The organism is Sphingomonas sp. SL1004, assembly GCF_057815015.1.
The window spans coordinates 3,479,214-3,504,162 of the sequence record NZ_JBYMUX010000001.1; the positions used below are offsets into that span (position 1 = coordinate 3,479,214).

At 64.7% G+C, this 24,949-nt stretch carries 22 protein-coding genes; 20 read left to right on the forward strand and 2 right to left on the reverse strand.

Going from position 1 to position 24,949, the window contains the following annotated elements; translation table 11 throughout:
- Positions 1-30: 30 nt before the first annotated feature.
- The 9 genes from araD1 to AC3D24_RS16050 all read left to right on the forward strand — a co-directional run bounded on the left by araD1 (position 31) and on the right by AC3D24_RS16050 (position 13,180).
- Positions 31-1,023: an AraD1 family protein gene (gene araD1, locus AC3D24_RS16010; protein WP_489032142.1), complete on the forward strand. Its 993-nt coding sequence runs from the start codon at positions 31-33 to the stop codon at positions 1,021-1,023.
- A 2-nt stretch (positions 1,024-1,025) separates the two neighbouring features.
- Positions 1,026-1,952: a Gfo/Idh/MocA family protein gene (locus AC3D24_RS16015; protein ID WP_489032143.1), complete on the forward strand. Its 927-nt coding sequence runs from the start codon at positions 1,026-1,028 to the stop codon at positions 1,950-1,952.
- A 7-nt stretch (positions 1,953-1,959) separates the two neighbouring features.
- Positions 1,960-3,534, forward strand: coding sequence for an alpha-N-arabinofuranosidase (locus AC3D24_RS16020; protein ID WP_489033180.1), 1,575 nt, complete (start codon positions 1,960-1,962; stop codon positions 3,532-3,534).
- 50 nt (positions 3,535-3,584) lie between these two features.
- Entirely contained in the window at positions 3,585-4,619 is a 1,035-nt protein-coding gene (locus AC3D24_RS16025) for an arabinan endo-1,5-alpha-L-arabinosidase (protein WP_489032144.1), read from the forward strand.
- A gap of 2 nt (positions 4,620-4,621) precedes the next feature.
- The gene (locus AC3D24_RS16030; protein WP_489032145.1) at positions 4,622-6,064 is read left to right on the forward strand and encodes a family 43 glycosylhydrolase; all 1,443 of its coding nucleotides are present in this window, start codon (positions 4,622-4,624) and stop codon (positions 6,062-6,064) included.
- Positions 6,065-6,066: 2 nt separating this feature from the next.
- Positions 6,067-7,413, forward strand: a complete 1,347-nt coding sequence (locus AC3D24_RS16035; RefSeq protein ID WP_489032146.1) for a glycoside hydrolase family 27 protein — start codon at positions 6,067-6,069, stop codon at positions 7,411-7,413.
- Positions 7,414-7,621: 208 nt separating this feature from the next.
- Positions 7,622-10,264 (forward strand): TonB-dependent receptor, encoded by a 2,643-nt coding sequence (locus AC3D24_RS16040; RefSeq protein ID WP_489032147.1) that lies wholly within the window; start codon positions 7,622-7,624, stop codon positions 10,262-10,264.
- Between the two features lie 70 nt (positions 10,265-10,334).
- Positions 10,335-12,338 (forward strand): MGH1-like glycoside hydrolase domain-containing protein, encoded by a 2,004-nt coding sequence (locus AC3D24_RS16045; RefSeq protein ID WP_489032148.1) that lies wholly within the window; start codon positions 10,335-10,337, stop codon positions 12,336-12,338.
- A 74-nt stretch (positions 12,339-12,412) separates the two neighbouring features.
- Positions 12,413-13,180, forward strand: a complete 768-nt coding sequence (locus AC3D24_RS16050; RefSeq protein ID WP_489032149.1) for a hypothetical protein — start codon at positions 12,413-12,415, stop codon at positions 13,178-13,180.
- Here AC3D24_RS16050 and AC3D24_RS16055 read toward each other — a convergent pair.
- Positions 13,177-14,742 (reverse strand): amidase, encoded by a 1,566-nt coding sequence (locus tag AC3D24_RS16055; RefSeq protein ID WP_489032150.1) that lies wholly within the window; start codon positions 14,740-14,742, stop codon positions 13,177-13,179. The genes AC3D24_RS16050 and AC3D24_RS16055 overlap by 4 nt on opposite strands.
- Before the next feature lie 492 nt (positions 14,743-15,234).
- Here AC3D24_RS16055 and AC3D24_RS16060 point away from each other — a divergent pair, with 492 nt between their 5' ends.
- The 3 genes from AC3D24_RS16060 to AC3D24_RS16070 are packed head-to-tail and all read left to right on the forward strand — an operon-like array spanning position 15,235 to position 17,614.
- Positions 15,235-16,254 carry a hypothetical protein gene (locus tag AC3D24_RS16060; protein WP_489032151.1) on the forward strand — a complete coding sequence of 340 codons (1,020 nt, stop codon included), beginning with the start codon at positions 15,235-15,237 and terminating at the stop codon, positions 16,252-16,254.
- A complete protein-coding gene (locus AC3D24_RS16065) occupies positions 16,251-17,159 on the forward strand; it encodes a sulfotransferase domain-containing protein (protein WP_489032152.1) in 909 nt (302 codons plus the stop codon). Before AC3D24_RS16060 ends, AC3D24_RS16065 begins: the two co-directional genes overlap by 4 nt.
- Entirely contained in the window at positions 17,156-17,614 is a 459-nt protein-coding gene (locus AC3D24_RS16070) for a lasso peptide biosynthesis B2 protein (protein ID WP_489032153.1), read from the forward strand. Before AC3D24_RS16065 ends, AC3D24_RS16070 begins: the two co-directional genes overlap by 4 nt.
- On the opposite strand, the gene AC3D24_RS16075 is transcribed toward AC3D24_RS16070, so the two are convergent.
- Positions 17,588-18,193, reverse strand: coding sequence for an aspartyl/asparaginyl beta-hydroxylase domain-containing protein (locus AC3D24_RS16075; protein WP_489032154.1), 606 nt, complete (start codon positions 18,191-18,193; stop codon positions 17,588-17,590). The genes AC3D24_RS16070 and AC3D24_RS16075 overlap by 27 nt on opposite strands.
- A gap of 104 nt (positions 18,194-18,297) precedes the next feature.
- On the opposite strand from AC3D24_RS16075, the gene AC3D24_RS16080 reads away from it, so the two are divergent.
- The 8 genes from AC3D24_RS16080 to AC3D24_RS16115 all read left to right on the forward strand — a co-directional run bounded on the left by AC3D24_RS16080 (position 18,298) and on the right by AC3D24_RS16115 (position 24,934).
- Positions 18,298-19,494: a sulfotransferase gene (locus AC3D24_RS16080; protein ID WP_489032155.1), complete on the forward strand. Its 1,197-nt coding sequence runs from the start codon at positions 18,298-18,300 to the stop codon at positions 19,492-19,494.
- Positions 19,478-19,747, forward strand: coding sequence for a PqqD family protein (locus AC3D24_RS16085; RefSeq protein WP_489032156.1), 270 nt, complete (start codon positions 19,478-19,480; stop codon positions 19,745-19,747). The genes AC3D24_RS16080 and AC3D24_RS16085 overlap by 17 nt, the downstream gene beginning before the upstream one ends.
- A 27-nt stretch (positions 19,748-19,774) precedes the next feature.
- On the forward strand, positions 19,775-21,685 hold the full coding sequence (locus AC3D24_RS16090) for an asparagine synthetase B family protein (RefSeq protein ID WP_489032157.1): 1,911 nt from the start codon (positions 19,775-19,777) through the stop codon (positions 21,683-21,685).
- A 534-nt stretch (positions 21,686-22,219) separates the two neighbouring features.
- Positions 22,220-22,729: a phage tail protein gene (locus AC3D24_RS16095; RefSeq protein ID WP_489032158.1), complete on the forward strand. Its 510-nt coding sequence runs from the start codon at positions 22,220-22,222 to the stop codon at positions 22,727-22,729.
- Between the two features lie 66 nt (positions 22,730-22,795).
- Entirely contained in the window at positions 22,796-23,338 is a 543-nt protein-coding gene (locus AC3D24_RS16100; RefSeq protein WP_489032159.1) for a phage tail protein, read from the forward strand.
- 75 nt (positions 23,339-23,413) lie between these two features.
- Entirely contained in the window at positions 23,414-23,953 is a 540-nt protein-coding gene (locus AC3D24_RS16105; RefSeq protein ID WP_489032160.1) for a phage tail protein, read from the forward strand.
- A gap of 35 nt (positions 23,954-23,988) precedes the next feature.
- On the forward strand, positions 23,989-24,507 hold the full coding sequence (locus AC3D24_RS16110; protein ID WP_489032161.1) for a GNAT family N-acetyltransferase: 519 nt from the start codon (positions 23,989-23,991) through the stop codon (positions 24,505-24,507).
- A 58-nt stretch (positions 24,508-24,565) separates the two neighbouring features.
- Positions 24,566-24,934 (forward strand): hypothetical protein, encoded by a 369-nt coding sequence (locus tag AC3D24_RS16115; protein WP_489032162.1) that lies wholly within the window; start codon positions 24,566-24,568, stop codon positions 24,932-24,934.
- Positions 24,935-24,949 lie beyond the last annotated feature (15 nt).

The following is a 24,949-nucleotide window of genomic DNA, read 5'->3' on the forward strand; positions in this document are numbered from 1 at the left end:
AGAGCGGCGTCCCGACTAGGAGAGAGACTGATGACTTTGCGCCTGTTGCAGCATGTTGGCGTCGACGGCACGCGATCGGTGATCGCCGCCACCAATGAGGGGGCGGCGTTCGTCACCGGCGTCGACAGCGTCCGTGCGCTGGCCGAGAAGGCGATCGCCGCCGGTACAGATCTCGCCGCCGCGGTTGCAGCCTGCGGGACGGGTGCGAGTGTCGATATCGTCGCTGAACTCGCTGCTGGTCGCCTGACTTCGCCGATCGATCATGTCGATCCCGCGCACCTGATCATGACCGGCACCGGCCTGACGCATCTCGGCTCGGCCGAGGGTCGCGACAAGATGCACCGCGCCGCCGCGGACGCCGAGAAGCAGACCGATTCGATGCGGATGTTCCTCGAAGGTGTCGAGGGCGGCAAGCCGGCAGCGGGCACGCGCGGCCAGCAGCCCGAGTGGTTTTACAAGGGCGATGGCTCGGGGCTGGTCGCACCGGGCGCGCCGCTCGCGATGCCCGACTTCGCCGAGGATGGCGGCGAGGAGCCCGAGCTTGCCGGGATCTACCTGATCGGTCCCGACGGCACGCCGTTCCGTCTCGGCCTGTGCCTCGCCAACGAGTTCAGCGATCACGTCACCGAGCGCCATAACTACCTCTGGCTCGCGCATTCGAAACTGCGCCAGGCCTCGCTCGGGCCCGAGCTGCTGGTCGGGACGCCGCCCCAGCATATCGAGGGGGCGAGCCGCATTCACCGCGACGGGGCGGTGTTGTGGGAAAAGCCGTTCCTGTCGGGCGAGGCGAACATGTCGCACAGCATCGCCAACCTCGAGGCACATCATTTCAAATATGATCTGTTCCGCCGTCCGGGCGACGTGCACGTCCATTTCTTCGGCACCGCCACGCTGTCGTTCGCCGACGGCGTGACGACGCGCGAAGGCGACGTGTTCGAGATCGAGGCCGCACCGTTCACGCTCCCGTTGCGCAACACACTGACCAAGGCCGCACCGCAGCCTGTCGCCGTGAAGGCGCTCTGAGCATGGCCGCTATCAAGATCGCGGTCGTCGGTATGGGCAAGATTGCCCGCGACCAGCATCTTCCGTCGATCGCGGGTAACCCTGAGTTCGAGTTCGTGGCCAGCGTCAGTCCCCGCGATCCGGGCGTCGAGGGCATCGCCAACTTCACGTCGCTGGAAGCGCTGCTCGCCGACGGTCCGGCGATCGACGCGATCGCCCTCTGCACCCCGCCACAGGTGCGCTACGAGCTAGCCTCGATGGCGCTCGCCAAGCGCGTGCACGTCTTCCTCGAAAAGCCGCCCGGCGCGACGCTTGCCGAGGTCGATGCGCTCGAAGCGCAGGCCGCCGAAACGGGAACGACGCTGTTCGCCGGTTGGCATTCGCGGTTCGCAGCGGGTGTCGCGCCGGCCAAGGCCTGGCTCGCCGAGCGTAAGATCGAGCGCGTGTCCATCGTCTGGCGCGAGGACGTTCGCGTCTGGCATCCGGGGCAGGCGTGGATCTGGGAGCCGGGTGGGCTCGGCGTCTTCGATCCCGGTATCAACGCACTGTCGATCGCGACCGAGATCCTGCCGCAGCCGTTCTTCCTCACCGCCGCGACGCTGTCGACGCCCGCCAATCGCGCCGCGCCGATCGCCGCCGACCTGACCTTCCGCAGCGCCTCGGGCACGCCGATCAGCATGGATCTCGACTGGCGCCAGACCGGCCCGCAAAGCTGGGACATCGTCGTCGAGACCGACGCCGGCACGCTCAGCCTCGCCAAGGGTGGCGCGGTACTCACCCTGCCGAGCGGCACCGTGCATAACGACGATGAGGAATATCCCGGCCTATACACCCGCTTCGCCTCGCTGATCCGCGGTGGCCGCAGCGAAGTCGACACGACCCCATTCACCCTCGTCGCCGACGCGTTCCTGCGCGGCACCCGCAATTCCGTGGAGGCTTTCGATGATTGAGGCAAAAATGACCCGCACGCTGAAGGGCATCGCCGCCGCGCTCCTGCTCTCGACCGCCGGCATCGGCACCGCGCAGACCGACGCGCCCGCCACCGCGCCCAGTTCGACCGGGGCAACCGTTACGGTCCACGCCGACACGCCCGGCCCGACCTATGATCGCCGCATCTTCACGCAGTTCGCGGAGCATCTCGGCACCGGCATCTATGGCGGGCTCTGGGTTGGCGAAAAGTCGAAGATCCCCAACGTCCGCGGTTTCCGCACCGATGTCGTCACCGCGCTGCGCGGGATCGGCGTGCCGGTCGTGCGCTGGCCGGGCGGCTGCTTCGCCGACGAATATCACTGGCGCGAGGGCATCGGGCCGAAGGCCAAGCGCCCGGTCAAGATCAACACGCATTGGGGCGGCGTGACCGAGCCCAACACGGTCGGTACGCACGAGTTCATGGACCTCGCCGGACAGCTCGGCGCCGAGCCGTATATCGCCGGCAACGTCGGCAACGGCACGCCGCAGGAAATGGCGGAGTGGGTCGAATACATGACCTCGCCCGCCGGCACGCTGGCGGACGAACGCGCCAAGAACGGCCACAAGGCGCCGTGGGCGGTGCCGTATTTCGGCGTCGGTAACGAGCTGTGGGGCTGTGGCGGCAACATGCGCGCGGAATATGCCGCCGACGTCACGCGGCGCTATGCCACCTTCATCAAGGCGCCCAAGGATACGCGCGTGATGAAGATCGCGAGCGGCGCCAACGTCGACGACTATCACTGGACCGAGACGATGGCGCGCGAGCTGGTCGGCAAGGTCGATGCGCTGTCGCTGCATTACTACACCGTCCCCGGTGGCTGGCCGCCGCGTGCGTCCGCGACCGTGTTCGACGAGCGCGGCTGGGCCGAGACGCTGTCCGAGACGCTCAAGATGGACGAGCTGATCACCAAGCATTCGGCGATCATGGACAAGGTCGATCCGAAGAAGACGATGTGGCTCGCGGTCGACGAGTGGGGCACCTGGTATGCGGGCGATCCGGGCACCAACCCCGGTTTCCTGCGCCAGCAGAACACGCTGCGTGACGCACTGGTCACCGCGATCAACCTGAACATCTTTGCCAAGCATGCCGACCGCGTGAAGATGACTGCGATCGCGCAGATGGTGAACGTGCTGCAGGCGATGATCCTGACCGACGGCAGCAAGATGGTGCTGACGCCGACCTATCACGTGTTCGCGATGTACAAGCCATACATGGACGGCACCGTCCTGCCGATCGACATCAAGTCGCCTTGGTACAACAAGGACCAGTGGACGATGCCGTCGGTCAGCGCGTCGGCCGTGCGCGGCAAGGACGGCGTGGTGCGGATCGCGCTCTCGAACCTCGATCCGAACAAGCCGACCAGCGTCTCGGCCGCGCTGCCGGGCGTGACGGCGCAGACCGTCACCGGGCAGGTGCTGACCGCGCCGACGATGACTGCGCTCAACACCTTCGAGGCGCCCAACGCGGTTGCACCGACGGCGTTCAACGGCGCACGACTGAGCGGTGGCACCCTGTCGGTGACGTTGCCGCCGATGTCGGTGGTGATGCTCGAACTGAAGTGATCGTGACGCCCGCCGGAGCAACCGGCGGGCGCACCTACGGGAGAGAGACGATGGCCGCACCGAAATGGGCGACCGGACTGATCGCGCTGACGCTCGCGAGTAGCGTGCTGGCGCAAACCGCCGATGCGCCATCGCGTGGCGCACTCAACGCCAGCCTGACCGGCGACATCGCGCCGGTCCACGATCCGGTGATGATCCGCGCGGGCGACACCTATTACGTCTACGGCACCGGGCTCGACGGCCAGATGCTGAGCGCGCGGACGTCCCCCGATCTGGTTCACTGGACCGCGGGCACGCCGCCGCTGTCGCGCCTGCCCGATTGGGCGACCAAGGCGGTGCCGGGTACCAAGGGCATGTGGGCGCCCGACATTTCACGCAGCGCAGACGGGCGGTACCGGCTCTATTATTCGGTCTCGACGTTCGGCTCGAACCGCTCGGCGATCGGGCTGGCGACCAGCCCGACGCTCGACCCCAAGGCGCCCGGCTATGGCTGGCGCGACGAGGGGCTGGTGGTGATGTCGACGCCCAAGGACGATTTCAACGCGATCGACCCCAACCACGTCGTCGATGCGCAGGGCCGCGAGTGGCTGTCGCTTGGCAGCTTCTGGACCGGCATCAAGCTGTTCGCGCTGAATACCAAGACCGGCAAGCTGCTCGATCCCGCGGAGAGACCCCACGCGATCGCGCGCCGCCCCGCACCCGCCGGCGGACCTGCCCCGGTCGAGGCGCCGTTCATCATCGGCCATGGCGGCTATTACTGGCTGCTCGCGAGCTACGACTATTGCTGCAAAGGCGTGAACAGCACCTATTACACCGTCGTCGGGCGATCGAAGGCGATCACCGGGCCGTATCTCGGCAAGGACGGCAGCGCGATGATGCAGGGCGGGGGGACGATCTTCCTGCGCGCTGACCTCCAGGAACAGCAACGCTTTCGCGGCCCCGGCCATCCCGGCGTAATGCACGACACCGATGGCAAGGATTACGTCGTCTACCACGCGTACGACCGTACGAAGAATGGTGCGCCCACGCTACGGATCGCCCCGATAAACTGGGGCGCCGATGGCTGGCCCGTAGCGGAGTATTGACGATGACCGACCTAAACCGCCGCCTGTTCCTGGCCGGCGCCACTGCGGCATCGGCCAGCGGTGCGATCGCGCGACTGCCCGGCGCTGCATCCACCGCCGTCCCCGTGCCCAGCAATCCCGTCGTTCGCCAACGCGCGGATGCACAGGTGTTCCGCCACACCGATGGCTATTATTACCTGACAGGATCGGTGCCCGAATATGACCGGCTGGTGCTGCGCCGTTCACGTACGCTCGCCGGGCTGACCACCGCGCGCGAACAGATCCTGTGGCGCCACCTCGCGAGCGGCCCGCTGTCGGGGTTCATCTGGGCGCCCGAACTGCACCTGATCGACGGTCGCTGGGTAATGTATTTCGCGGCGGGCCCGAGCGGCGGTGGCGAGGACGTGTTCCGGATTCGCACCTATGCGGTGGTCGCGGACGGCCCCGATCCGATGACCGCGCGCTGGTCGCTGTTGGGTCAGCTCAAGACGCCGTGGGACAGCTTCACGCTCGATTCGACCTCGTTCGTGCACCGCGGCACGCGTTACCTGTGCTGGGCGCAACGCGAGCCGGGGATCGACACTAACAGCAACCTGTATCTGGCCCCGCTTGCCACGCCGCTCACGCTCGCCAAGCCGCCGGTCCGGCTTGCGGTGCCGATGCTCGACTGGGAAGTGCAGGGCTACAAGGTCGCCGAGGCACCGGCGTTCCTCGAACGCAACGGCAAGCTCTTCATCACCTATTCGGCGAGCGCGACCGACGCGCGATACTGCCTTGGACTGCTTACCGCGGATGCGAACGCGGACATCATGAAGGCGGACTGCTGGACGAAGTCGCCGAAGCCCGTGTTCGTCTCGTCATCGGTGACCGGTGTCTATGGCCCCGGGCACAACAGCTTCACGGTCGACGAACAGGGGCGTGACGTACTCGTTTATCACGGGCGCGATTATGCCGCGATCAAGGGCGATCCGCTGTTCGATCCGAACCGCCATACGCGGGTGCAGCGGCTGTATTACAAGGCGGATGGCACACCCGATTTCGGGATCCCGGTCGGCAACGGACCGGTGCCCGATCGGTTTTCGCCGGCCGGCGACAAGACTGCATTCCTCCGACATGACGGCGATACCGTATCGGTCGGGCGCGGGGACATCCCGTCCAGCCAGTTCCGGCAGATGCCAGGACTAGCGGGCAGGGGGAGCGTCTCGCTCGTGCCGATCGACGCACCCGATCGCTATCTGGTCGCGCAGGCGGACGGACGGATTGGTCTCGCCGCGAAGGACGCCAGCCGCGCCTTCGCCGAACGCGCGAGCTTCTTGGTGCAGCCGGGCCTGAGCAACGCAAAGGGCGTGACCTTCGCCGCGCTTGGCAAGCCCGGTAGTGTCTTGCGTCACTCCGGCGCTGGCTTGGCGTTTGGAACTGCGCCGCGACCCGCCGACCGCGCCTCTGCCACGTTCCTGGTGAGTTGAGGGTGGCGCTATCCGTCGACCGCCGCACGCTGCTCACCGGCACATTGGCGGCGACCGCACTCGGAGCGTCGGGGGCGGCACGCGCCAAGACCAGCCCGTCGTTATTGGCGCCGACCCCGCCGATGGGCTGGAACAGCTGGAATAGTTTCGCGACGACGATCACCGAGGCGCAGGCGATCGAGACCGCGACGATCATGGCCGAGAAGCTGCTGCCGTCGGGCTATGATATCTTCACCGTCGATATCCAGTGGTACGAGCCGGGGGCGACCAGTTACACCTACGCGGCCAAGCCCAGGCCGGTCATGGACGATTACGGCCGGTTGCTACCCGCGCCGAACCGGTTTCCGTCGAGCGTCGGCGGCAAGGGCTTCCGCCCGCTCGCCGACCGGGTCCACGCGCTCGGCCTGCGGTTCGGCATCCACCTGATGCGCGGCATTCCGCGATTGGCCGTGGAGCGCAACCTGCCGGTGCTCGGCACGAAATACCGCGCGCGCGACATCGCCGACACCACCAGCATCTGTCCATGGAACCCGGACATGTACGGCGTCGACATGCGCAAGCCCGGCGCACAGGCCTATTACGACAGCGTCTTCGCGCTCTACGCCTCGTGGGGCGTCGACCTGGTCAAGATGGACGACATGAGCCGTCCCTATGACGCGCATGCCCCCGAGATCGAGGGCGCGCACGCCGCGATCGTCGCGACCGGGCGCCCGATCGTCCTCAGCCTCTCGCCCGGGGAAACGCCGGTCGCCCGCGCCGATCACGTCCGCCGCTTCGCACAGATGTGGCGGATCAGCGACGATTTCTGGGACGAATGGCCGCTGCTCGAAGCGCAGTTCACCCGGCTGGAAAACTGGAACGCGCACCGCGTGCCCGGCGGCTGGCCCGACGCGGACATGCTCCCGCTCGGGCGCCTCGCACTCGGCGCGCGCGACACCAAGTTCACGCCCGACGAACAGCGCACGCTGATGACCCTGTGGTCGATCGCGCGTTCGCCGCTGATCATGGGCGGCGACCTGCGTCATCTAGACCGCCAGACACTCGACCTGCTGACCAACCCCGAAGTCATCGCGGTCAACCAGGCGAGCTACGACAACCAGCCGCACTTCGTCGAAGACGGCGCGCGCGTCTGGTCGGCGCGCATACCCGGATCGGGTGATCGCTATCTCGCGCTGTTCAATACCGACAATGTGACGAAGTCCGTCGGGCTCGATTTGAGCCTGTTCGGTCTCGCTGACGAGGTTCGCGTGCGCGATCTCTGGTCAGGGCGCGTGCTCACAGTAGCACGTGGTCGGTTAGCGCAGGCCCTGCCGTCGCATGGAGCAGGACTGTACCGGCTCGGTACCTGACTCACTAAGTCGTTCGGATTACAAACTAGTCCGACTTATCACGTACCGCTTTGGCGAAAGTACATCAGCTCCGGCACGCTCTACAGAACTCAGCAATGCCCGATGTTCAAAAATATAGCTTGCTGCATGTGCGCTCGAGACATATGCGTTGTCCGAGTAATAACGGTGCCAATGACGCCGTGTTAGCGTGCAGGAGAGGATTATGGCGTTGAAGCCAGTAGTTTTGTCGTCGGTATCCATCGTTGCGCTCATGCTGTGTGCACCGGCGTACGGCCAGGAGGCATCCGCGGAGCAGGCGCAGTCGACCACCGCTCAGGACGCACCCGCTCCCGCCGCTGGCACGCGAGATACCGCCACGCCAGATTCGACGATACCAGCGACTGGCGAAGACATCGTCGTCACTGGTGTACGGGCCAGCCTTTCCTCCGCGCAGCAGCGCAAGCAGCGGTCGGTACAGATCGTCGATTCGATCGTCGCCGAAGATATCGGCAAGCTGCCTGACAACACGGTGTCCGACGCGCTCCAGCGCGTGACCGGCGTGCAGGTCACGCGCGGTGCCGGTGAAGCGGGTACGGTGCTGATCCGCGGCCTGCCGAACACGGCGACATTGCTGAACGGGCGAGAAGCCTTCACAGGCACCGGCCGTGGCGTGTCGTTGCAGGATATCCCGGCCGAACTGCTTGCCGGCGTCGACGTCTACAAATCGAGCACGCCCGATCTGGTCGAAGGTGGAGTCGCGGGTGTCATCGACGTTCGACTGCGGCGTCCGTTCGACTTCAAGGGCCTCGAAGTCGCCGGCAGCGGTCGTGCGGTCTACAGCGACCAATCGAAAAAGTGGGGCTATATTGGCAGCGGGCTCATAGCCGACCGATGGGATACGTCGATCGGTGAAATCGGCGCGATGGTCGGCGCGTCATATAACCGTCGCAAATATCAGGACGATATCGGGTTCAACTTCATTTCGAACCCCGGTGGCGCGAACGCCATCGGCATCCCCGACACGGTCGGCGGGCAGTATCAGAACGGCGATCGCCAGCGCACTGCGTATAATGCGTCGCTGCAATGGAAGCCGTCGGCGAATCTCGAGTTTTACGCGGATGCACTCTACACCGAGTATAAGAACACCTTCGATACGAGCTTCTTCATCGGCCTGCCGAAAGCGGGTGATGTAACCGCCACGCCGAGCACGGACGCGCCCGGACTGGCGGGAAGCGCGGTCACGCGGAATGCGTACACGCTGACCAGCAAGCAGGCGTACAAGAACAAGACGCAGACGTGGCAAGCCGATATCGGCACTAAATGGACCACCGGCAATGCGGTGCTGTCGACCGAACTGACCTATAATCACAGCCGACTGACGGGTCGCAACGTGATCGTCGACACGTCGTTCAACGCACCTGTGCTCAATATCGATTTCGACAACAACGGCACGCCGTTGATCGCCATTCCCGGCGTCGACCTGACCGATCCGTCGATCTACACGCTGCGGACGTTGTTCGACAATCACTCAGTCGCGACCAGCCGGCAATGGGCTTGGCGCAACGATCTGGTCTACAATATCGATGGCGGCGTGTTGTCGAATTTGAAGATCGGCACGCGCTACACCAATCGACATGCCGAGTCGGAGGCGACGGCATCGATCCCGCTCGCCATCACCAATCCGGTCCTGCTCAGCAGCATTGCCGGGCTCGCCACGCTGTCGCCCGACGGACTCGTCAACGGCAAGGCAGGGATCGATCGGTTCGCGCTGGCCGACACCGGGTTCCTACTCGGCAATACCGATCAGATCCGCGGCCTTTTCGGCCAGCCCGCCGGCGAGCGTGCCTATGATCCCAGCCTCGCCTTCTTCGACGACGAGAAGACCTACGCGTTCTACGGACAGGTCGGCTATGCCTTTGATCTGGGGTCGGTGCATGTCGACGGTGTCGGCGGTGCCCGCGTCGTCAACACCGTCGAGACGCTGGTTGGCAGCGGCGTATCGAGCCGCAACAATTACCTGAACGTGCTGCCGAGCATCAACGCCCGCATCGCGTTGACCGAGAAGGTCCAGGTCCGTCTCGCCGCCGGCAAGACGATCACGCGGCCAGACTTCGCGCAGCTTAACCCGCTCGTCAGCTATGCGTCGAACGGCGATACCGGGGGATCGGGCACGGCTTTCACGGGCGGCGGCGGCAATCCGGATCTCCAGCCGATCAAGTCGACCGCTTATGACGTGTCGATCGAATGGTATCCCTCGCGGACGACGTCGATCACCGCGGCAGGATTTTATCGCGACCTGAACGGCTACATCCAAACCTATTCCGAGATCGAGCCGTATCTCGGCGAGACCGCGCTGGTCAGCCGTCCGCGCAATACGGGGTCGGGCACGCTCAAGGGTATCGAACTCGCCTATCAGCAGTTCTTCGATTTCCTACCGGGGCCGCTCAATGGTTTCGGCGCGCAGCTGAACGGGACGTACATCGACGGCAAGACCGAGGATCCGATCAACGGTGGCCAGCAGCGGATCGTCAACGTTTCCAAATATTCGTACAATGTCATCGCGATCTACGAAAAATACGGCCTTTCTGCGCGGTTGGCGTATAACTGGCGCTCGAGCTTCGTCGACAGCTACAATGCCGGCGGCGTTCAGGCGCATACGGTGGTGGCGGCGCCGACTGGTCAGCTGGATTTTTCGGGCAATTATGCGCTGACCGACTGGCTAACGCTCACGGCCGACGCGACCAACCTGACCAATCGCACGTACAAGGATCGGTTCGAGGGCCTGAATGGCGATGGCGTGTATTCGAGCACGCCGCGCGATACCCGCACCTATGATCGGACGTTCCAGGTTGGTGCACGGTTCAAGTTCTGACGTGAAGACCGGACGGTCGGCAGCTGTCGGGGCGGTGCGCGGTTCCTTCTGCGCATCACTGCAGCGCCTGATGACGATCGGGGGAATGGCGGCGGTCCTGATTGCCGCCGTTCCTGCAGCTTCAAAGAAGCCGGTTCCGCTCGACACGGCCGCCATCGCCCGCGCGCGGTTCGGCAACGATGCGCCTTGGTATGAGGACCGGATCCCGTTCTTCGAATCCGGCGATCCGAAGCTGGATGCGGTCTATTATTACCGCTGGTCGCTGTTCCGCGCGCATCAGCGCGATCTGGGCGCGGACGGATTTATCTCGACCGAGTTCCTCGACGACGTCGGCTGGCAGCTCGAACCCTATGCCAGCCTGAACGACGCCACCGGCTTTCATCTGGCCGAAGGGCGCTGGCTGCGCGACCGGCGCTATGCCGACGACTATATCGATTTCATGTACCGGCGTGGCAATGACCGGCACTTCACCGATTACATGGCGGACTCGGTCTATGGTCGGTTCCTCGTCGATGGCGATCGTGCCGCCGCCACCCATCATCTCGCGGCGATGCGGCGGCTGTATGATGCATGGAACGACCATTTCGATGCGGCAAAGGGGCTGTACTGGGTCGAGCCGCTGCTCGATGCCACCGAATACACCATCTCGTCGATCGACGCGTCGGGCGGCAAGGACGGGTTCCGCGGCGGAGACTCGTTCCGCCCGTCGATCAACGCCTATATGTACGCCAACGCCCGCGCGATCGCGCGGCTGTCGACGATGGCCGGCAACGCCAAGGGCGCGAAAGACTTTGCGGCGCGTGCCGATGCGATCAAGCTGCGGGTGCAACGCGATCTGTGGAGCCCTGCGCTCGGCCACTTCATCGATCGCTACAAGGTCGACAACGCATTCGTGAAATACTGGACACCGATCCGCGGGCGCGAACTCGTCGGTTATCTGCCCTGGACCTTCGACCTCGCCGACGACGAGGCGAAGTTCGCCGGAGCCTGGACGCATCTGCTTGCCAAGGATGGGTTGGGCGGTCCCGCCGGCATGCGGACGGTCGAGCCGAGCTACGAACATTATATGCGGCAATATCGCTACGAGGGCACCGCACCCGAATGCCAATGGAACGGCCCGATCTGGCCGTTCCAGACCACGCAGGTGCTGACCGGCATGGCGAACCTGCTCGATCATTATCGCCAGTCCCAGGTGACGCGCAGCGATTACATGCGGTTGCTCCGCCAATATGCGACGCTGCATTATCAGGGCGACAGGCTCGATATCGAGGAGGATTATCATCCCGATACCGGCCGTCCGATCGTCGGGCTGGCGCGCAGCCATCATTATTTCCACTCGGGGTTCGCCGACCTGATCCTGACCGGCCTGGTCGGGATCCGCCCGCGGGCCGACGACATCCTCGAGGTCAATCCGCTGCTACCGGGCGCCAATGATCCACAGGCGCTGCGCTGGTTCAGGATGCAGGACGTGCCCTATCACGGCCACAGCGTCGCGGTGACGTGGGATGTCGATGGCCGGCATTATGGCGTCGCGGCGGGGCTGACGATCGAGATCGACGGCCAGCGCGTCGCACACCGCAGTAAATTGGGGCGGATCACTGTGCCTATCACGCGCCGCGCAGATCCACCGATCACCCGCCCGATCGACCAGGCCGTGCAACTCGTCCGCGGAGACTTCCCCAGGGGCAGCGCGTCGAGCAATATCGACGCGGAGAACGTCCATGATGCGATCGATGGTCGGATCTGGTTCTTTCCCGAATTGCCCAACGGATGGTCGTCTGCGGTGTCGCCGGCAAAACAATGGTATGCGATCGACTTCGGCAAACGGGTGGACGTGTCGCGCGCGGAACTCGCATTCTTCGCCGACGGGAAAAACTTCGTGGCACCGCAGTCGTTGCAGTTCGAGGCCTGGGATGGCGGCCGCTGGATTCCGGTTCCCACCGGCGGCGTGACCCCCGTCGCGAACGGGATCACGCAGGCCCGGTGGTCGCCGATCTCGGCGGAAAAGGTCAGGATCGTCTTCTCGCAACCCGCCGCGAAGCGCACCCGTCTGGTTGAACTGAAAATCTTTTAGCCGACCCGTCATTCCAGGCGGTCATGCTGCGGCAAGTTATTGCAATATCTCCGCATCCACGGTTATCGGCGCGCATGACGATAGCGAGCGACTGGCACCAGCCCCGGCCCGGGCTGAACCTCATCCTGCGCGGCGACGTGCCGCTCGAGCGGATCCAGATCTATGGCCAGCGGTGCAGCGGCACCAACGTCGTCACGCAGACCATCGTCTCGAACTTGACCGATATTCGCGTCACCGACGATTTCGGCTTCAAGCACTGGTTCGTGCCGCCGCAGACGTTGTTCACCAAGGACAGCCTGGTCGTCGTCGTCGCGCGCAATGCGTTCGACTGGACGCGCAGCCTGCACCGCCAGCCCTGGCACGCGCACCCGGCGCTGAAGGCGCAGCCGTTCGGCACGTTCATCCGCAGCGAATGGCACAGCTATTGGGACGAGCATGTCGGTCATATCGAGCCGGGCCACCCCATGCTGGGGGCGGAGATGCTGCACGAGCGCGATCCGGTTACCGGCGAGAGGTTCGCCAATTGTATCGCCAAGCGTACCGCCAAGCTGCGCCATTGGACCGACCTGCCGACCCGCGCGCACAACGTCGCGCTGATCAGCTATGATGCGTTCGCGCGGGCACCGGACGCGTTCGTCGCCGACCTGGCGGACGCGGTCGGACTCGCCCGACCGGCGGCGTTCGCGGCGGTCACCAGCTACAAGGGGCAGGGGCATTTCCCGTATGCCGCCACCGCCTATGACGCGCTCACCGCGGACGACGTCGCGCATATCCAGCAATGGCTCGACCCCGTAGTCGAGGCGAAGTTCGGGCTCTCGGCCGAGTACGGCCTCCGCGGCTAGTCGGCCGACACCTTCGGCAGATAGCGCGGGGCGACGCGCGCCTTGGCGCGCTGCTCATAGGCATAGCCCGCGCGCAGCACCGTCTCGTCGGCGTTCTTCGTAGCGATGAACGACAGCCCGACCGGCAGGCCGCGCACCAGACCCATCGGCACGGTGAGGTGCGGGTAGCCGGCGACCGCGGGCAGGGTGGCCGCCGACGGCCCGTCATAGCTGTCGCCGTAGACCGGATCGCTGAGCCATGCCGCGCCGTAGGTCGGCTCGACCAGGACCTGCGCGTTCGCCGTCTTCAGTATCGCATCGATCCCGTCTGCGCCCGCCAGCCGCAGCGACGTCGCCCGCGCGGCGACATAAGCGGGATCGTCCAGCCCCTTGGTCTTGTCGGCATCCTCGAACAGTTCCTGCGCGAAGAACGGCATCTCGGCGGCCGCATTCGCCCGGTCGAACGCGATCACCGCGCTGAGCGTCCGCGTTGTCACAGCCGGCGGCGTAGTGGCCAGATACGCGTTGAGGTCAGCCTTCAACTCGGTCTTCAGCACTGCCAGTTCGGCCTCGCCCAGTCCGTCGAGCTTCGGACTCTTCGCCTCGACCAGCACCGCCCCCGCCGCGCGCAGCACATCCAGCGCCGCCGCATAACGCTGCGTGAGATCCGCCGACATGCCTTCCGGCCGGAGTACCGCGACGCGCACGCCGGACAAGGCGCTCGTCGATAGCCCGGCGGCATAATCCTTCGTCACCGCGCCCGCCCCCGCGCCCATGGTCGTCGTGTCGGCCGGATCCGCGCCAACCATCCCCGACAGCAGCATGGCGACGTCGGTCACGCTGCGCGCCATCGGCCCCGGGGTATCCTGGCTATGGCTGATCGGTACGACATGCGTACGGCTGACCAGCCCGATCGACGGCTTGAACCCGACCAGCCCGTTGATCGAGGATGGGCAGACCACCGACCCGTCGGTCTCCGTGCCGATCGCGGCGGCGGCAAAGCTCGCCGCGACCGCCGCGCCCGAGCCGGACGAGGATCCGCACGCGGTCCGGTCCAGCGCATAGGGGTTGCGGACCAGCCCGCCGACCGCACTCCACCCGCTCATCGCGTGCGTCGAGCGGATGTTCGCCCATTCGGACAAGTTGGTCTTGCCGAGGATCACCGCGCCTGCCCGCCGCAGATACGCGACCATCGGCGCATCGCGCCGGGTCATGTTGTCGCGCAACGCCAGGCTGCCGGCGGTGGTCGGCATCGGATCGGCGGTCTCGATATTGTCCTTGATCAGGATCGGGATACCGTGAAGCGGTCCGCGGACATGCCCAGCCTTGCGCTCGACATCCAGCGCGGCGGCCTGCGCCAGCGCGTCGGGATTGACCGCGATGACGCTGTGCAGCGCCGGTCCTGCATGGTCCATCGCTGCTATCCGGGCGAGATAGGCGCGCGTGATCTCGACGCTGCTCGCCCGCCCGTCGCGCATCAGCGTCGCCAGTTGCGCGAGCGAGACCTCCTCGACCGCCTGCGTCCGGGCGATCGCCGGTGTCGCCACGAATGCGAGCAGCACGGCTAGGACGATTCGACGCATGACACCCCCGGACTATGAATGCCGCAGGATGGTCCGCCCGGGCAGCCCGATGCAAGCGCCAACTCGCGGCGATGCTACCAGGCGTAGATCCTCCTTCACCAGCGCGGTCGGACCTTGCACCGCCTATGTCCTCGGGCCTGGGCCGGGGTGATCGCGAGACCCGAATCCATCGTGAAGGCCAGCCCGTCGCGGTTCTCCTCGCGCGCGAGCCCTGCCGGAGTTGCCTGTCGCCGCCGCCGAATCTTTGGGTAATCGGTATCGCGCTGGCGGCGATGTGGCTGCTGGTCGGCGCGAAGACGTTGGCGGGCGGCTGGCGCGGGACGCTGTTCGTCTCCCCCTGCATCGCCATGACCAACCGACCGCGACGCCCAGCGCGTCGGTTCGAGAGAAGGGCCGAGTTTGGATGCGTCTCCATTTGCGTGTGCTGCGACCGGAGCGGTAGCTTGGCGATGCTGCCTGACGCGATACGCGGAGGCGGACAGGGGAGGTCGCGTGTTCGCCTATGTCGTCTCCGGCCTGACCGTTTCCAGCGACCTGGCTCTGCCCGGGCTGATCGCCGCGCCGGCCGATGTGGCGGCGAGCGGGGGCAGTGAATCGGACGTCGTGATCGCTGCAGGCGCGGTGCCCGCCGCACTCGACGATGCGGTGGCGAAGGGCCCCAACTGGCAGATCGCGGAGGGACGCTTTCTGATCGTCATACCGGGCATCATCCGCATGCTGCTGATCGGCGGCGACACCGTTCGCTATGCGCTGGAGGGCGATACGGCGGTCGAGGATGCGGTGGTCTTCGTGTCGGGCACCGGCTTCGGCATCCTGCTCCACCAACGCGGCCGGATCGTGCTGCACGCCAGCGCGGTGCGGATCGATACCGGAGGAGGGGCGTCCGCCGCTGTACTTTTCTGCGGTCCGTCGGGGGCGGGGAAGTCGACGCTCGCGGCGGCCCTGGGTGCGGCGGGTCATGACCTGCTGGCGGACGATTTCTGCGGTATTTCGATCGACGCGGCGGGGGTGCCGATGGTGTATCCCGACGGCCGCCAGTTGAAGCTGTGGCAGAACGCGATCGACCGATTGTCACTCGCGGATCGGCGGGCGGGGCCGGTACGATCGCGCCTGCGCAAATATTATGTCGAGCCGCATGCCGCGATCGCCGATCCGCTGCCGATCGCCGCGGTATATGTATTGCGCGAGGCGCGGCCACCGCTGGTCGAGGGTATCGTCCGCGCCAACCTGGTCGACGGCGCGCTGATGATCCAGCGCAATGCGTATCGCCCTGCGATGATCGCTCGGATGGGCCAGGCGGCGCTCTATTTCGCAGCGGCGGCGGCGATCGCGCGCTATGCCGGCGTCTTCACCCTTACGCGCGCAATGGATTTTGCCGCGCAGGCGACGGTCACCGCATGGCTCGAGGCGCACTGGCTCGAGCTGGAGAGGGGGCGGTGCGCTCCCGCCATCCCTCACGGCCTTCCCCACGACTCTCGGCATCTGCACGACGCGCTGGGGCGAGCGGCGTGACGCGGACGATCTGGCTCGCCTCCTATCCCAAATCGGGCAACACCTGGTTCCGGATGCTGCTCGCCAATCTCGGCCGCGAGGTGCCGGTCGACATCAACGACCTGTCCGGTCGCGGCGGTATCGCCAGCGCGCGGCGTTGGTTCGACGAGGCGATGCTATTTCCGTCGGGACTGCTGACGCACGACGAATGCGACCGGTTGCGACCACGCGTGCACGAGGTCCGGCGCGGTCATGAAGCCGACGACTTCGGCGATCGCGATGCAGCAGCGGACAATTGCGGTGACGTCCGCTTCGTGAAGACGCATGATGCCTGGACGATCACCGCGGACGGCGAGCCGTTGCTCGGCGGACCCGCCGCTGCCGATGCCGCGATCCTGATCGTGCGCGACCCGCGTGACGTCGCGTCGTCGCTCGCAGGACATAACGGACAGACCATCGACGACGCGATCGGCTTCATGATGCGCTCCGATTCGGCATTCTGCGGCCGAGACGATCGCCAGCCCAACCAGTTGCGCCAGCAACTGCGAGGCTGGAGTGGCTATCACCGCAGCTGGATCGAACAGACGATGCTGCCGGTCCACCGCGTGCGGTACGAGGATCTCCAGGCGGATGTCGTCGGCACGTTCTCGCGCGCGCTCGGCTTTGCCGGCAGCGTTGTCGCGGTCGCGCAACTCGAACGCGCCGCGCGCTTCGCCGACTTCGCCCAACTCCAGGCGCAGGAACGCCGCCATGGCTTCCGCGAGGCACCGCGGCGGCGCCAGGGCGCACCGCCCCACGCGTTCTTCCGAAACGGCAAGGCGGGCGGCTGGCGCAGCGAACTGACCGCGGATCAATGCGCGACGATCGAACTGGCGCATGCCGAAGTGATGGCGGAACTCGGCTATGCATCGGATCGGGCGGCATGATCCCGGCAAGGATCCGCACGGCGCTGACGATGGGACTCGACTGCCAGATCCTGGTAATCGAGGCGGCGGCGCGGTTGCTCGCGGCACGACTGATTCTTGGTATCGTGCCCTTTCCCCGGCTCGCGGCGGGATGGGGAAACTTGATACCTCCGGCCGACCGAAGCGCGTTGCCGGGCCCCGCCACTTCCCAGCACCGCCGAACCGCGCGGCGAGTGCGCTGGGCGATAGCGACGATGGCGCCGCTAATGCCATTTCGCGCGGCCTGCGTGCAGCAGGCGGTGGCGGCGCGCGGCATGCTTGCGCATCGTGGCATCGATGGCGTCGTCCATTTCGGGATCGGCAGCGGGGCGCTCGCCGCGGGGCATGCCTGGCTCGAAGCGGACGGCGTACCGGTCACCGGCTTCCCGCTCGATCCCGCGCTCATCGAGCTAGGCCGGTTCGTGCGATGCCCGTAACAGCGCGATCAGCCACGCATCGGCAGTACAGTCGATGACCATATGCACCCGGTCGGTCATCCCGCGATTGACGACCGCATGGGTATCGGCGAGGCGCAGGTACCACGCGCTGCCGGGCGTCATGATCACCGGCGTGCCGTTCAACAGGAATTCGACCTGCGGGTTGGTGGTGATCGGCACGTGGATGCGTGCGGCACCGGTCTCTGCGGCGAGGTCATGATCATGGTGCGGCTTGATCGTCGATCCGGGCGTCAGCCGCATGAGCCGCACGGTCTGCAAGGGACACGCGAACTGCGCCAGCACCGCGCGGAAATACGGCGCTTCGGCCAGCAACGGACCGTCCTCATACGCCGTCGCGGTCGGATCGGCGTAGATCATCGCCACCGGATGCGTCGCGCCGGCAACGATCCGCAACGGCAGCGCGGCCCAGCCCCCCTCGTAATGCTGCGGGACGAAATGATCGACCCACGCCTCCGATGCTTTCGCCACCCGCTCCAGATCGGCGCAGAGACGATCGACATCGAACGCGAACGGCAATCGGATCCGGTCGGGAAGCGCAGGCGGCTGGATCGCGAGCATCGGCGTTCCCTGATCGGACCCGCACGCAGCGGGTCGCATTTGGCGCAGCGTATCCGTCCACGGCCGAGAAACAAGTGCGCGCGCACCATCGTCGGACCGGGATGGTGACCGCTACACTCGATCGTTTCCGGCTTCACCTCCTCGCCGATGCGCGCCTGCAACAGCGACTGGCGGCGATCGCGGATCATGCGCCGTTCGTCACTGCGGTGCGGGAAAGCGCAGCGGCATTGGGCATCCCGCTCACCCAGGCCATAGTCGAGGGCGCGCTACGGCCCGATCCGCTCGGCCTGGACCGGTTCGACGATGCCCCCGTCACGGCACGGGACTGGCCTTGCACGGGCTGGCGGCCGTCCGCGGTGATAACGGCGAACGGCACGCCCGCGGTCGATTGGCTGCACTTCGGCGGGATACGTCTCGACGCGCCGTTCTACGAAGAGTCGGTCCGTATCGCGCGCCGGCGGCCGTTTAATCGGCTGGTCCGCTGGCGCACGCCATTGTCGACGCTTCCGGATCACACGCCACTCGCCAAGCCGGATGGGTTCATCTTCCATATGTCGCGGTGCGGATCGACTTTGGTTGCGCAGATGCTGGCCTCGATCACCCGCAGCATCATCGTATCGGAACCGGCGCCACTCAATGCCGTCCTGCAGATCATCCAGTCTCGCACGGATCAATCCTGGTCAGAGCGTAGGCAGTTGCTGCAAGCGATGATTGGTGCGCTCGGCCGCGATACCAGCGCGTCCGGGGGGCGCTTTTTCATCAAGCTCGACAGCTGGCACACCGCCGCCCTGCCGCTGTTCCGGGCTGCATTTCCGGATACGCCGTGGGTGTTCATCTACCGCGATCCGATCGAGGTAATGGTTTCGCACATGCGGATGCGGGGTTTGCAGACGGTACCGGGTGCGATCGGCAGTATGCTGGCGGTCGCCAACGAACTGGCCCCCGAGGCGCAGGTCGCCGCCGCACTCGCGCAGATCGTCGAACCGGTGCTCGCACATGCGGATCACGGACTGCTCATCGACTACTCGCATCTTCCCGGCGCCGTGACGACGCGGATCCTCCCGCATTTTGGCGTGTCCCCGACTCCGGACGACTGCACGGCGATGACCGCGAAGGCACGGTATGACGCCAAACGACCATCGTCCGTCTTCACGGCCGACGGCGTATCCAAACGGGCGACAGCAAGCGCCGCGGTGCGTGCCGCGGCGGCAATCTATCTGGCCACGCCGTATCGCCACCTCGTCGCGTCGGAACGGGCACAGTTCTCGAAAGGAAACCACGCTCGTGCGCAAGCAAGATGACTGGCTCGCCGCCAAGGTCGGCGACGAGATCCTGATGATGAGCGCCACGCAAGGTCTGTATCTCGGCCTGAACGCGGTCGGGGCGCGGATCTGGGATCTCATCGACGCGAATACGACATGCGAAGCGATCTGCACCCGCCTTCTCGAGGAGTTCGAGGTTCTACCCGAGACCTGTCGGGTCGAAGTCGACGCCTTCCTCGCGCAACTGGCCAGGCATCGTGCGATCTCGCTGGCTCCGCAGGTCGGGCCATGACCCATTCCGCCACCGAAGGCTAATTCGATGAGCGCGATCTTCGGAATTATACGGTTCGACGGCGCGGATGTCGCGCCGCGGACGATCGACCGGATGGCGAACACATTGCGGCATCGGGGACCTGATGGTCACAAGACCATCGTGATGCGCGGCGCCGGACTCGGGCACTGCCTGATGCGCGTTCATCATCAGGATATCGCGGACGCGCAACCATTGCGTGCCGGCAGCGTGGTCGTTGTTGCCGATCTTCGGCTCGACAACCGCGAATGGCTCGTCGGCGAACTCGCAATTGCACCCGCCGAGCTGCTCGATCTGCCCGACAGCGCCTTGGTGCTGGCGGCATATCGGCACTGGGGCGCGGACTGCATCGATCGACTGATCGGCGATTTCGCCGTCGCGATATGGGATGCAGACGCCGGAACCTTGCTCCTCGGCCGAGACGCGATGGGGCAACGCGGCCTTTATTATCATCTCGGTGACGGCTTCCTGGCGTTTGCAAGCGAGGTGAAGGCGCTATGGGCGATCGAGGATGTGCCGCGACGCCTGTCGGAGACGGCGATCGGAGCGCGGCTTCTGTTTCCGATCGACACCAGATCGGAGGCAACTCTGTTCGAGGAGATCGCTGCGTTGCCTGGCGGGTCGGTGTTGTGCCTTGATGCTGCGGGCGACGTCACGACCCGGCGCTATTGGACGCCGCACGCCGCGCCGGAGCATATCGGGCGCGATGAAGCATATTATGTCGCCACCTATGCGGCCCTGCTCGAGGAGGCGATCGCGTGCCGCGTGCGCAGATTGATCCGCGCACCTGCACTGTTGTTCAGCGGCGGTTTCGACAGCGGCAGTATCGCCGTCCTCGCAGGGCCGATCGTCGCGGCGGCAGGGCGTCGCATCGTGGCGGTCGTCTCGGTTCTGGCAATCGGTGAGCGCCGTCGGGTGCGGGACGCGCGTGTTGCAGTCGAGGCGTTCGCGGATCGACGCTTCCTCGACATTCGGTATTTCGTACGGCGTGACGAAAGCCCGTTCGACGATCTCGAACGCGGATTTGCCGAGACCGACGATCCGGGTGGTGGATCAACTGTCCGACGCGGCCTGTACCGGCTCGCGGCCGATGCGCGTGTCCGCTCGATACTCGACGGGCATGGCGGCGATTATACCGTGAACGTGCGTGCACAGGCTATGCTCGGGCGAATATTGCTGCGCGGTAACATCGTGCGTTTCTGTCGCGAAGTCGGAGCCCGTAAACGCGCCACCGGGCGATCGATCGGGGCTATCCTGCACGGCGACATCCTACCCGCGATCATCCCGTTGCGGATCGTGATGGCAGTCTATGCGATGCGCCGGGGGTTCGCGCCGCTCTGGCGAAGCCGGGCGATCGACGACGGATTTGCGCGGCAGGTGTTTGCTGCAGGAACGATCGATCCGATGCGGCTTCGACAGGCTACGCCGGTCCACAACCGATGGCGTGAGCGCTGGATGCATCTGTTGCGTCGCGCTGCGGACATGCCCCCCGCACCGCAGACGCTCGCCGCGATTCACGGCCTCGAACTGACCCGCCCGTTTCATGACCGACGGATCGTCGAATTTGCGCTCGCCATTCCCGAGAGTTTACAGTTCAAGGACGGACTTGAACGGCATCTGGCGCGGACGAGTTTGGCTGATCGCCTGCCGGCATCGTTGCTGGCTCGCGGCCCCGGAAACGATGCGGAAGAGCCCGATCTATTCCGCACCGCCAGTGAAGGCGCGATGACGGCGTTGATTGAAACACAGGCGATGGATCGTCATGGACGCCTGTCGCGCTATGTCGATTTTCCGAAGATCGATAAGATGATACGATCCGTCGACGAGGCACGATTAAGCGATCACCGACGACTGATCGTTGCCACGCTCGCCATCACCACCGCGCGGTTCGTGGCGTGGTTCGACGGCACGAACCGCTAGACGTGGATCGTTCTTTCACCTCGTGATCCAGATCGGCGCCTGATCAGGATCCGTACTGATAACCGTAAAGAGGGCTCGTACCGTCCGAACCGACTCCGACTTGCGCGCCGGCGTTGCGGAGTTCGGAAACGATGACCTGGGGTGTGATCCATGGTTTTCGCGGTCGTGAGTCATTCGGTCGGATTGCACCGGAATCATAGGCGCCGAGATGTCGGTCGGTGCTGGTATCGTTCGACGTGCAGGTCACGTGCTATCCTCTCCGGTCCATCTTTGCCGATAACTATAGGTGACACGTTTTTCGATGGCGTACAACAAGATCATCTTTCAAGATTTATCGATCGAGATAGCAAGACGGCGATACTGCAAGCTGAAAACGTCCTGTGAAAAGATAGCGTGTATCCATAACTAATAGATCCAAGATAGATCAATCTTTACCTGATCACCCCATTGCCTGTGGAAAGCTAAGGAGTAAAAATGAATCCTGTCAGATCCGGGGCGGAATAGTAGCGAATCGGGCTGAGTTAGGGGGATGGCATGGCGCAACCTTTTATCGGTGAGATAAAGGCGTTCGGATTTGGGTTTGCACCGCGGTATTATGCCGCATGCAACGGTCAGTTGATGGCCATCGCGCAAAATCAGGCGCTGTTTTCGCTGCTGGGAACGCAATATGGGGGCGATGGGAAAACCACGTTCGCCTTGCCCAACCTACAGGGGCGGACGCCGGTTCATGCCACCGCTACGCTGCCGCAGGGCAGCGTGACCGGAGTGGAATCGGTCACGCTGACGGCTGGCGAGATGCCCGCGCATGCCCATGCCTTGAACGGGACATCGACCGTCGCGAACCGTCGGCCAAGTCGCGCAAACACCTTTGCCAACGATACCTCACCGGTAACGCAGTTCTACGCGCCCGCGGCCGCCCTGGTGCCACTTGCCGCCGCGACCATGACGGCCACCGGCGGGAATCAGCCGCATCCGAATATGCAGCCTTTCCTTGTCACAAATTACTGCATCGCAATCAGCGGCATCTTTCCCTCGCGTAATTGACCGCGACGATCAGGTGCGAAAGCGGTCCACCCAAACGAGAGGGGCCGTCCGAACAGGAGGGGATTTATGAGCAATCAATTCATTGGTGAAATCCGCATGTTCGGAGGTGATTTCGCTCCGTCGGGCTGGGCGATCTGCGATGGACGGCTCCTGTCGATCGCTGACGACTCCGCTCTCTATGCCTTGGTGGGTACAACCTATGGCGGCGATGGGGTGCAGACGTTCGGTGTTCCCGACCTGAGGGGGCGACTTCCCATCCACCAGGGAACCGGTCAGGGCCTGACGCCGCGCGTTCTGGGCGGCGTGGGTGGAAACGAGACCGCTACGGTGACCCTGGCAATGCTCCCTACGCACGCGCATGCGGTGTTCGCCTCCACCAATGCAGGGACGCTCGATGGTCCCGCTGCCAACGCGGTTCCGGCAACCCCAACCAATGGCGTGACTCCGTTTCTTTATGTCGTACCGGGCACGAGCCCGTTCGCGACCGGACCGATGGGGGCGGGCAGTATCGGCAGCGCAGGCGGTAACGGTGCGCACGCCAATCTGATGCCGTCGCAATGCCTGTCGTTCATCATCGCACGGAACGGTATCTACCCAAGTCAGACGTAGCCGGGCCTTGGGGTATTTGGACGCAGTCGCCATCGACGAACGCACATCGTCGCATCTCTCATCCGGAGCATCATCATGACCGATCCCTATGTAGGCGAGATCAAGGTCGTCGGGTTTTCATTCGCACCGCAAGGATTCGCGGTGTGCAACGGGCAATTGCTATCGATCTCGCAGAATACCGCGTTGTTCGCGGTTCTCGGTGTGAATTTCGGCGGCAACGGCACATCGAATTTTGCGCTCCCCAATCTTCAAGCTTCGGCCCCGATGGGCACGGGCAGCGGACCCGGATTGTCGCCGCGCACGATCGGCGAAACCACCGGGACCGCAACCGTCGCGCTCGCGGTCGCGGAGATGCATGGGCACGGCCATGGTCTTGTCGCCGCCGGCCTGAACCCGCCAAATCCCGCCCAGAACGTCGCATCGCCGACCAACCAGGCGATGATCGGTCCTTCGAATCCAAACATGGCGTTCAGCGATGTCGCGACACCCGTGGTGGCATTGTCGCCGCAGGCGATCGGTGTGGCAGGTGGGTCTCAACCGCACGAAAACCATCAGCCGCTACTTGCGCTAACGTTCGTCATCGCACTGCAGGGGATTTTTCCGTCGCGAAATTAAACCCACGGGGATCCGGTCCTGTGCTGTCTGGGCGCGTGGCGACCTTCGCACTTCCCGCCGGATTAGTACGCAACGGATATGCCCTGCGTGACGAAAACGACCGCGACGTACCATTTCTACAGATCCTGTATGCCACTACCCGGCAGACAGAGATGGCGGCGATATCTGGTTGGGGCATGGCGCAGAAGCAACTATTTCTCGCGCAACAATTTGCCGCTCAGCGCTCTCATTTTCGGACGCGGATTGCCGGTTGTCGGTTCATGGTAATCGAACGTCACGGCTTGCCGATCGGCCGCTTGTACCTCCAGCCATGCAAGTCCCGGATCCACGTCGTCGACATTGCCTTGTTGCCGGAGGCCCGCGGCAATGGTCTCGGTACCGCCATCCTGCAAGCCGTGATCGATTGGGCAACATTGGACGAGCACCGCGTCAGTCTCGTCGTCGAACGCGGTAATCCGGCATTCAACTTATACCGCCGCCTAGGCTTCGTTATGGTCCGGGAGACTGAAATGTACATGGAGCTGGAATGCCATCCACCCGGCAAACACCCATAAATTGTTGGTCCGGTAGGAATGACTCTGGCGATGGCGCTATTAGGAGATCGTCGTCGTCATGACATCAAAGGTCTGCGCCGGGTTTGGTTATAGTGTCGTCTCGACCATCGCTGCCGCTATTGATACCGATGCCGATACCGATGCCGATGCTATCGGGCATGACGGTCACGACATCTTCACGCTGTTACCCATGGGATGCAAGACAACCCGAGAAATCGCCGGGAGGCAACATTCTCAAACTCTCCTGCAGAGTGAACCATATGTCGACATGTACCTCTTACCAATTTTTGCACGATATGCTTCGTATAGCTGCCAGTCGAGCGCTGCCAGCCGGGCGTCGACAGTCGACAGTCGAGCATCGAGTGCTGATCTTGTGGTGGACATTTTGCGTGGCAGGATATCAGCACTGCAAGATCGTCGGGCATGATCCGGCGTCCGATAG

Coding starts and splice junctions, on each gene's coding strand:
- araD1 (WP_489032142.1), top strand. CDS start 31: ATGACTTTGCGCCTGTTGCAGCATGTTGGCGTCGACGGCACGCGATCG.
- AC3D24_RS16015 (WP_489032143.1), top strand. CDS start 1,026: ATGGCCGCTATCAAGATCGCGGTCGTCGGTATGGGCAAGATTGCCCGC.
- AC3D24_RS16020 (WP_489033180.1), top strand. CDS start 1,960: ATGACCCGCACGCTGAAGGGCATCGCCGCCGCGCTCCTGCTCTCGACC.
- AC3D24_RS16025 (WP_489032144.1), top strand. CDS start 3,585: ATGGCCGCACCGAAATGGGCGACCGGACTGATCGCGCTGACGCTCGCG.
- AC3D24_RS16030 (WP_489032145.1), top strand. CDS start 4,622: ATGACCGACCTAAACCGCCGCCTGTTCCTGGCCGGCGCCACTGCGGCA.
- AC3D24_RS16045 (WP_489032148.1), top strand. CDS start 10,335: ATGACGATCGGGGGAATGGCGGCGGTCCTGATTGCCGCCGTTCCTGCA.
- AC3D24_RS16050 (WP_489032149.1), top strand. CDS start 12,413: ATGACGATAGCGAGCGACTGGCACCAGCCCCGGCCCGGGCTGAACCTC.
- AC3D24_RS16055 (WP_489032150.1), bottom strand. CDS start 14,742: ATGCGTCGAATCGTCCTAGCCGTGCTGCTCGCATTCGTGGCGACACCG.
- AC3D24_RS16070 (WP_489032153.1), top strand. CDS start 17,156: ATGATCCCGGCAAGGATCCGCACGGCGCTGACGATGGGACTCGACTGC.
- AC3D24_RS16075 (WP_489032154.1), bottom strand. CDS start 18,193: ATGCTCGCGATCCAGCCGCCTGCGCTTCCCGACCGGATCCGATTGCCG.
- AC3D24_RS16090 (WP_489032157.1), top strand. CDS start 19,775: ATGAGCGCGATCTTCGGAATTATACGGTTCGACGGCGCGGATGTCGCG.
- AC3D24_RS16095 (WP_489032158.1), top strand. CDS start 22,220: ATGGCGCAACCTTTTATCGGTGAGATAAAGGCGTTCGGATTTGGGTTT.
- AC3D24_RS16100 (WP_489032159.1), top strand. CDS start 22,796: ATGAGCAATCAATTCATTGGTGAAATCCGCATGTTCGGAGGTGATTTC.
- AC3D24_RS16105 (WP_489032160.1), top strand. CDS start 23,414: ATGACCGATCCCTATGTAGGCGAGATCAAGGTCGTCGGGTTTTCATTC.
- AC3D24_RS16115 (WP_489032162.1), top strand. CDS start 24,566: ATGACATCAAAGGTCTGCGCCGGGTTTGGTTATAGTGTCGTCTCGACC.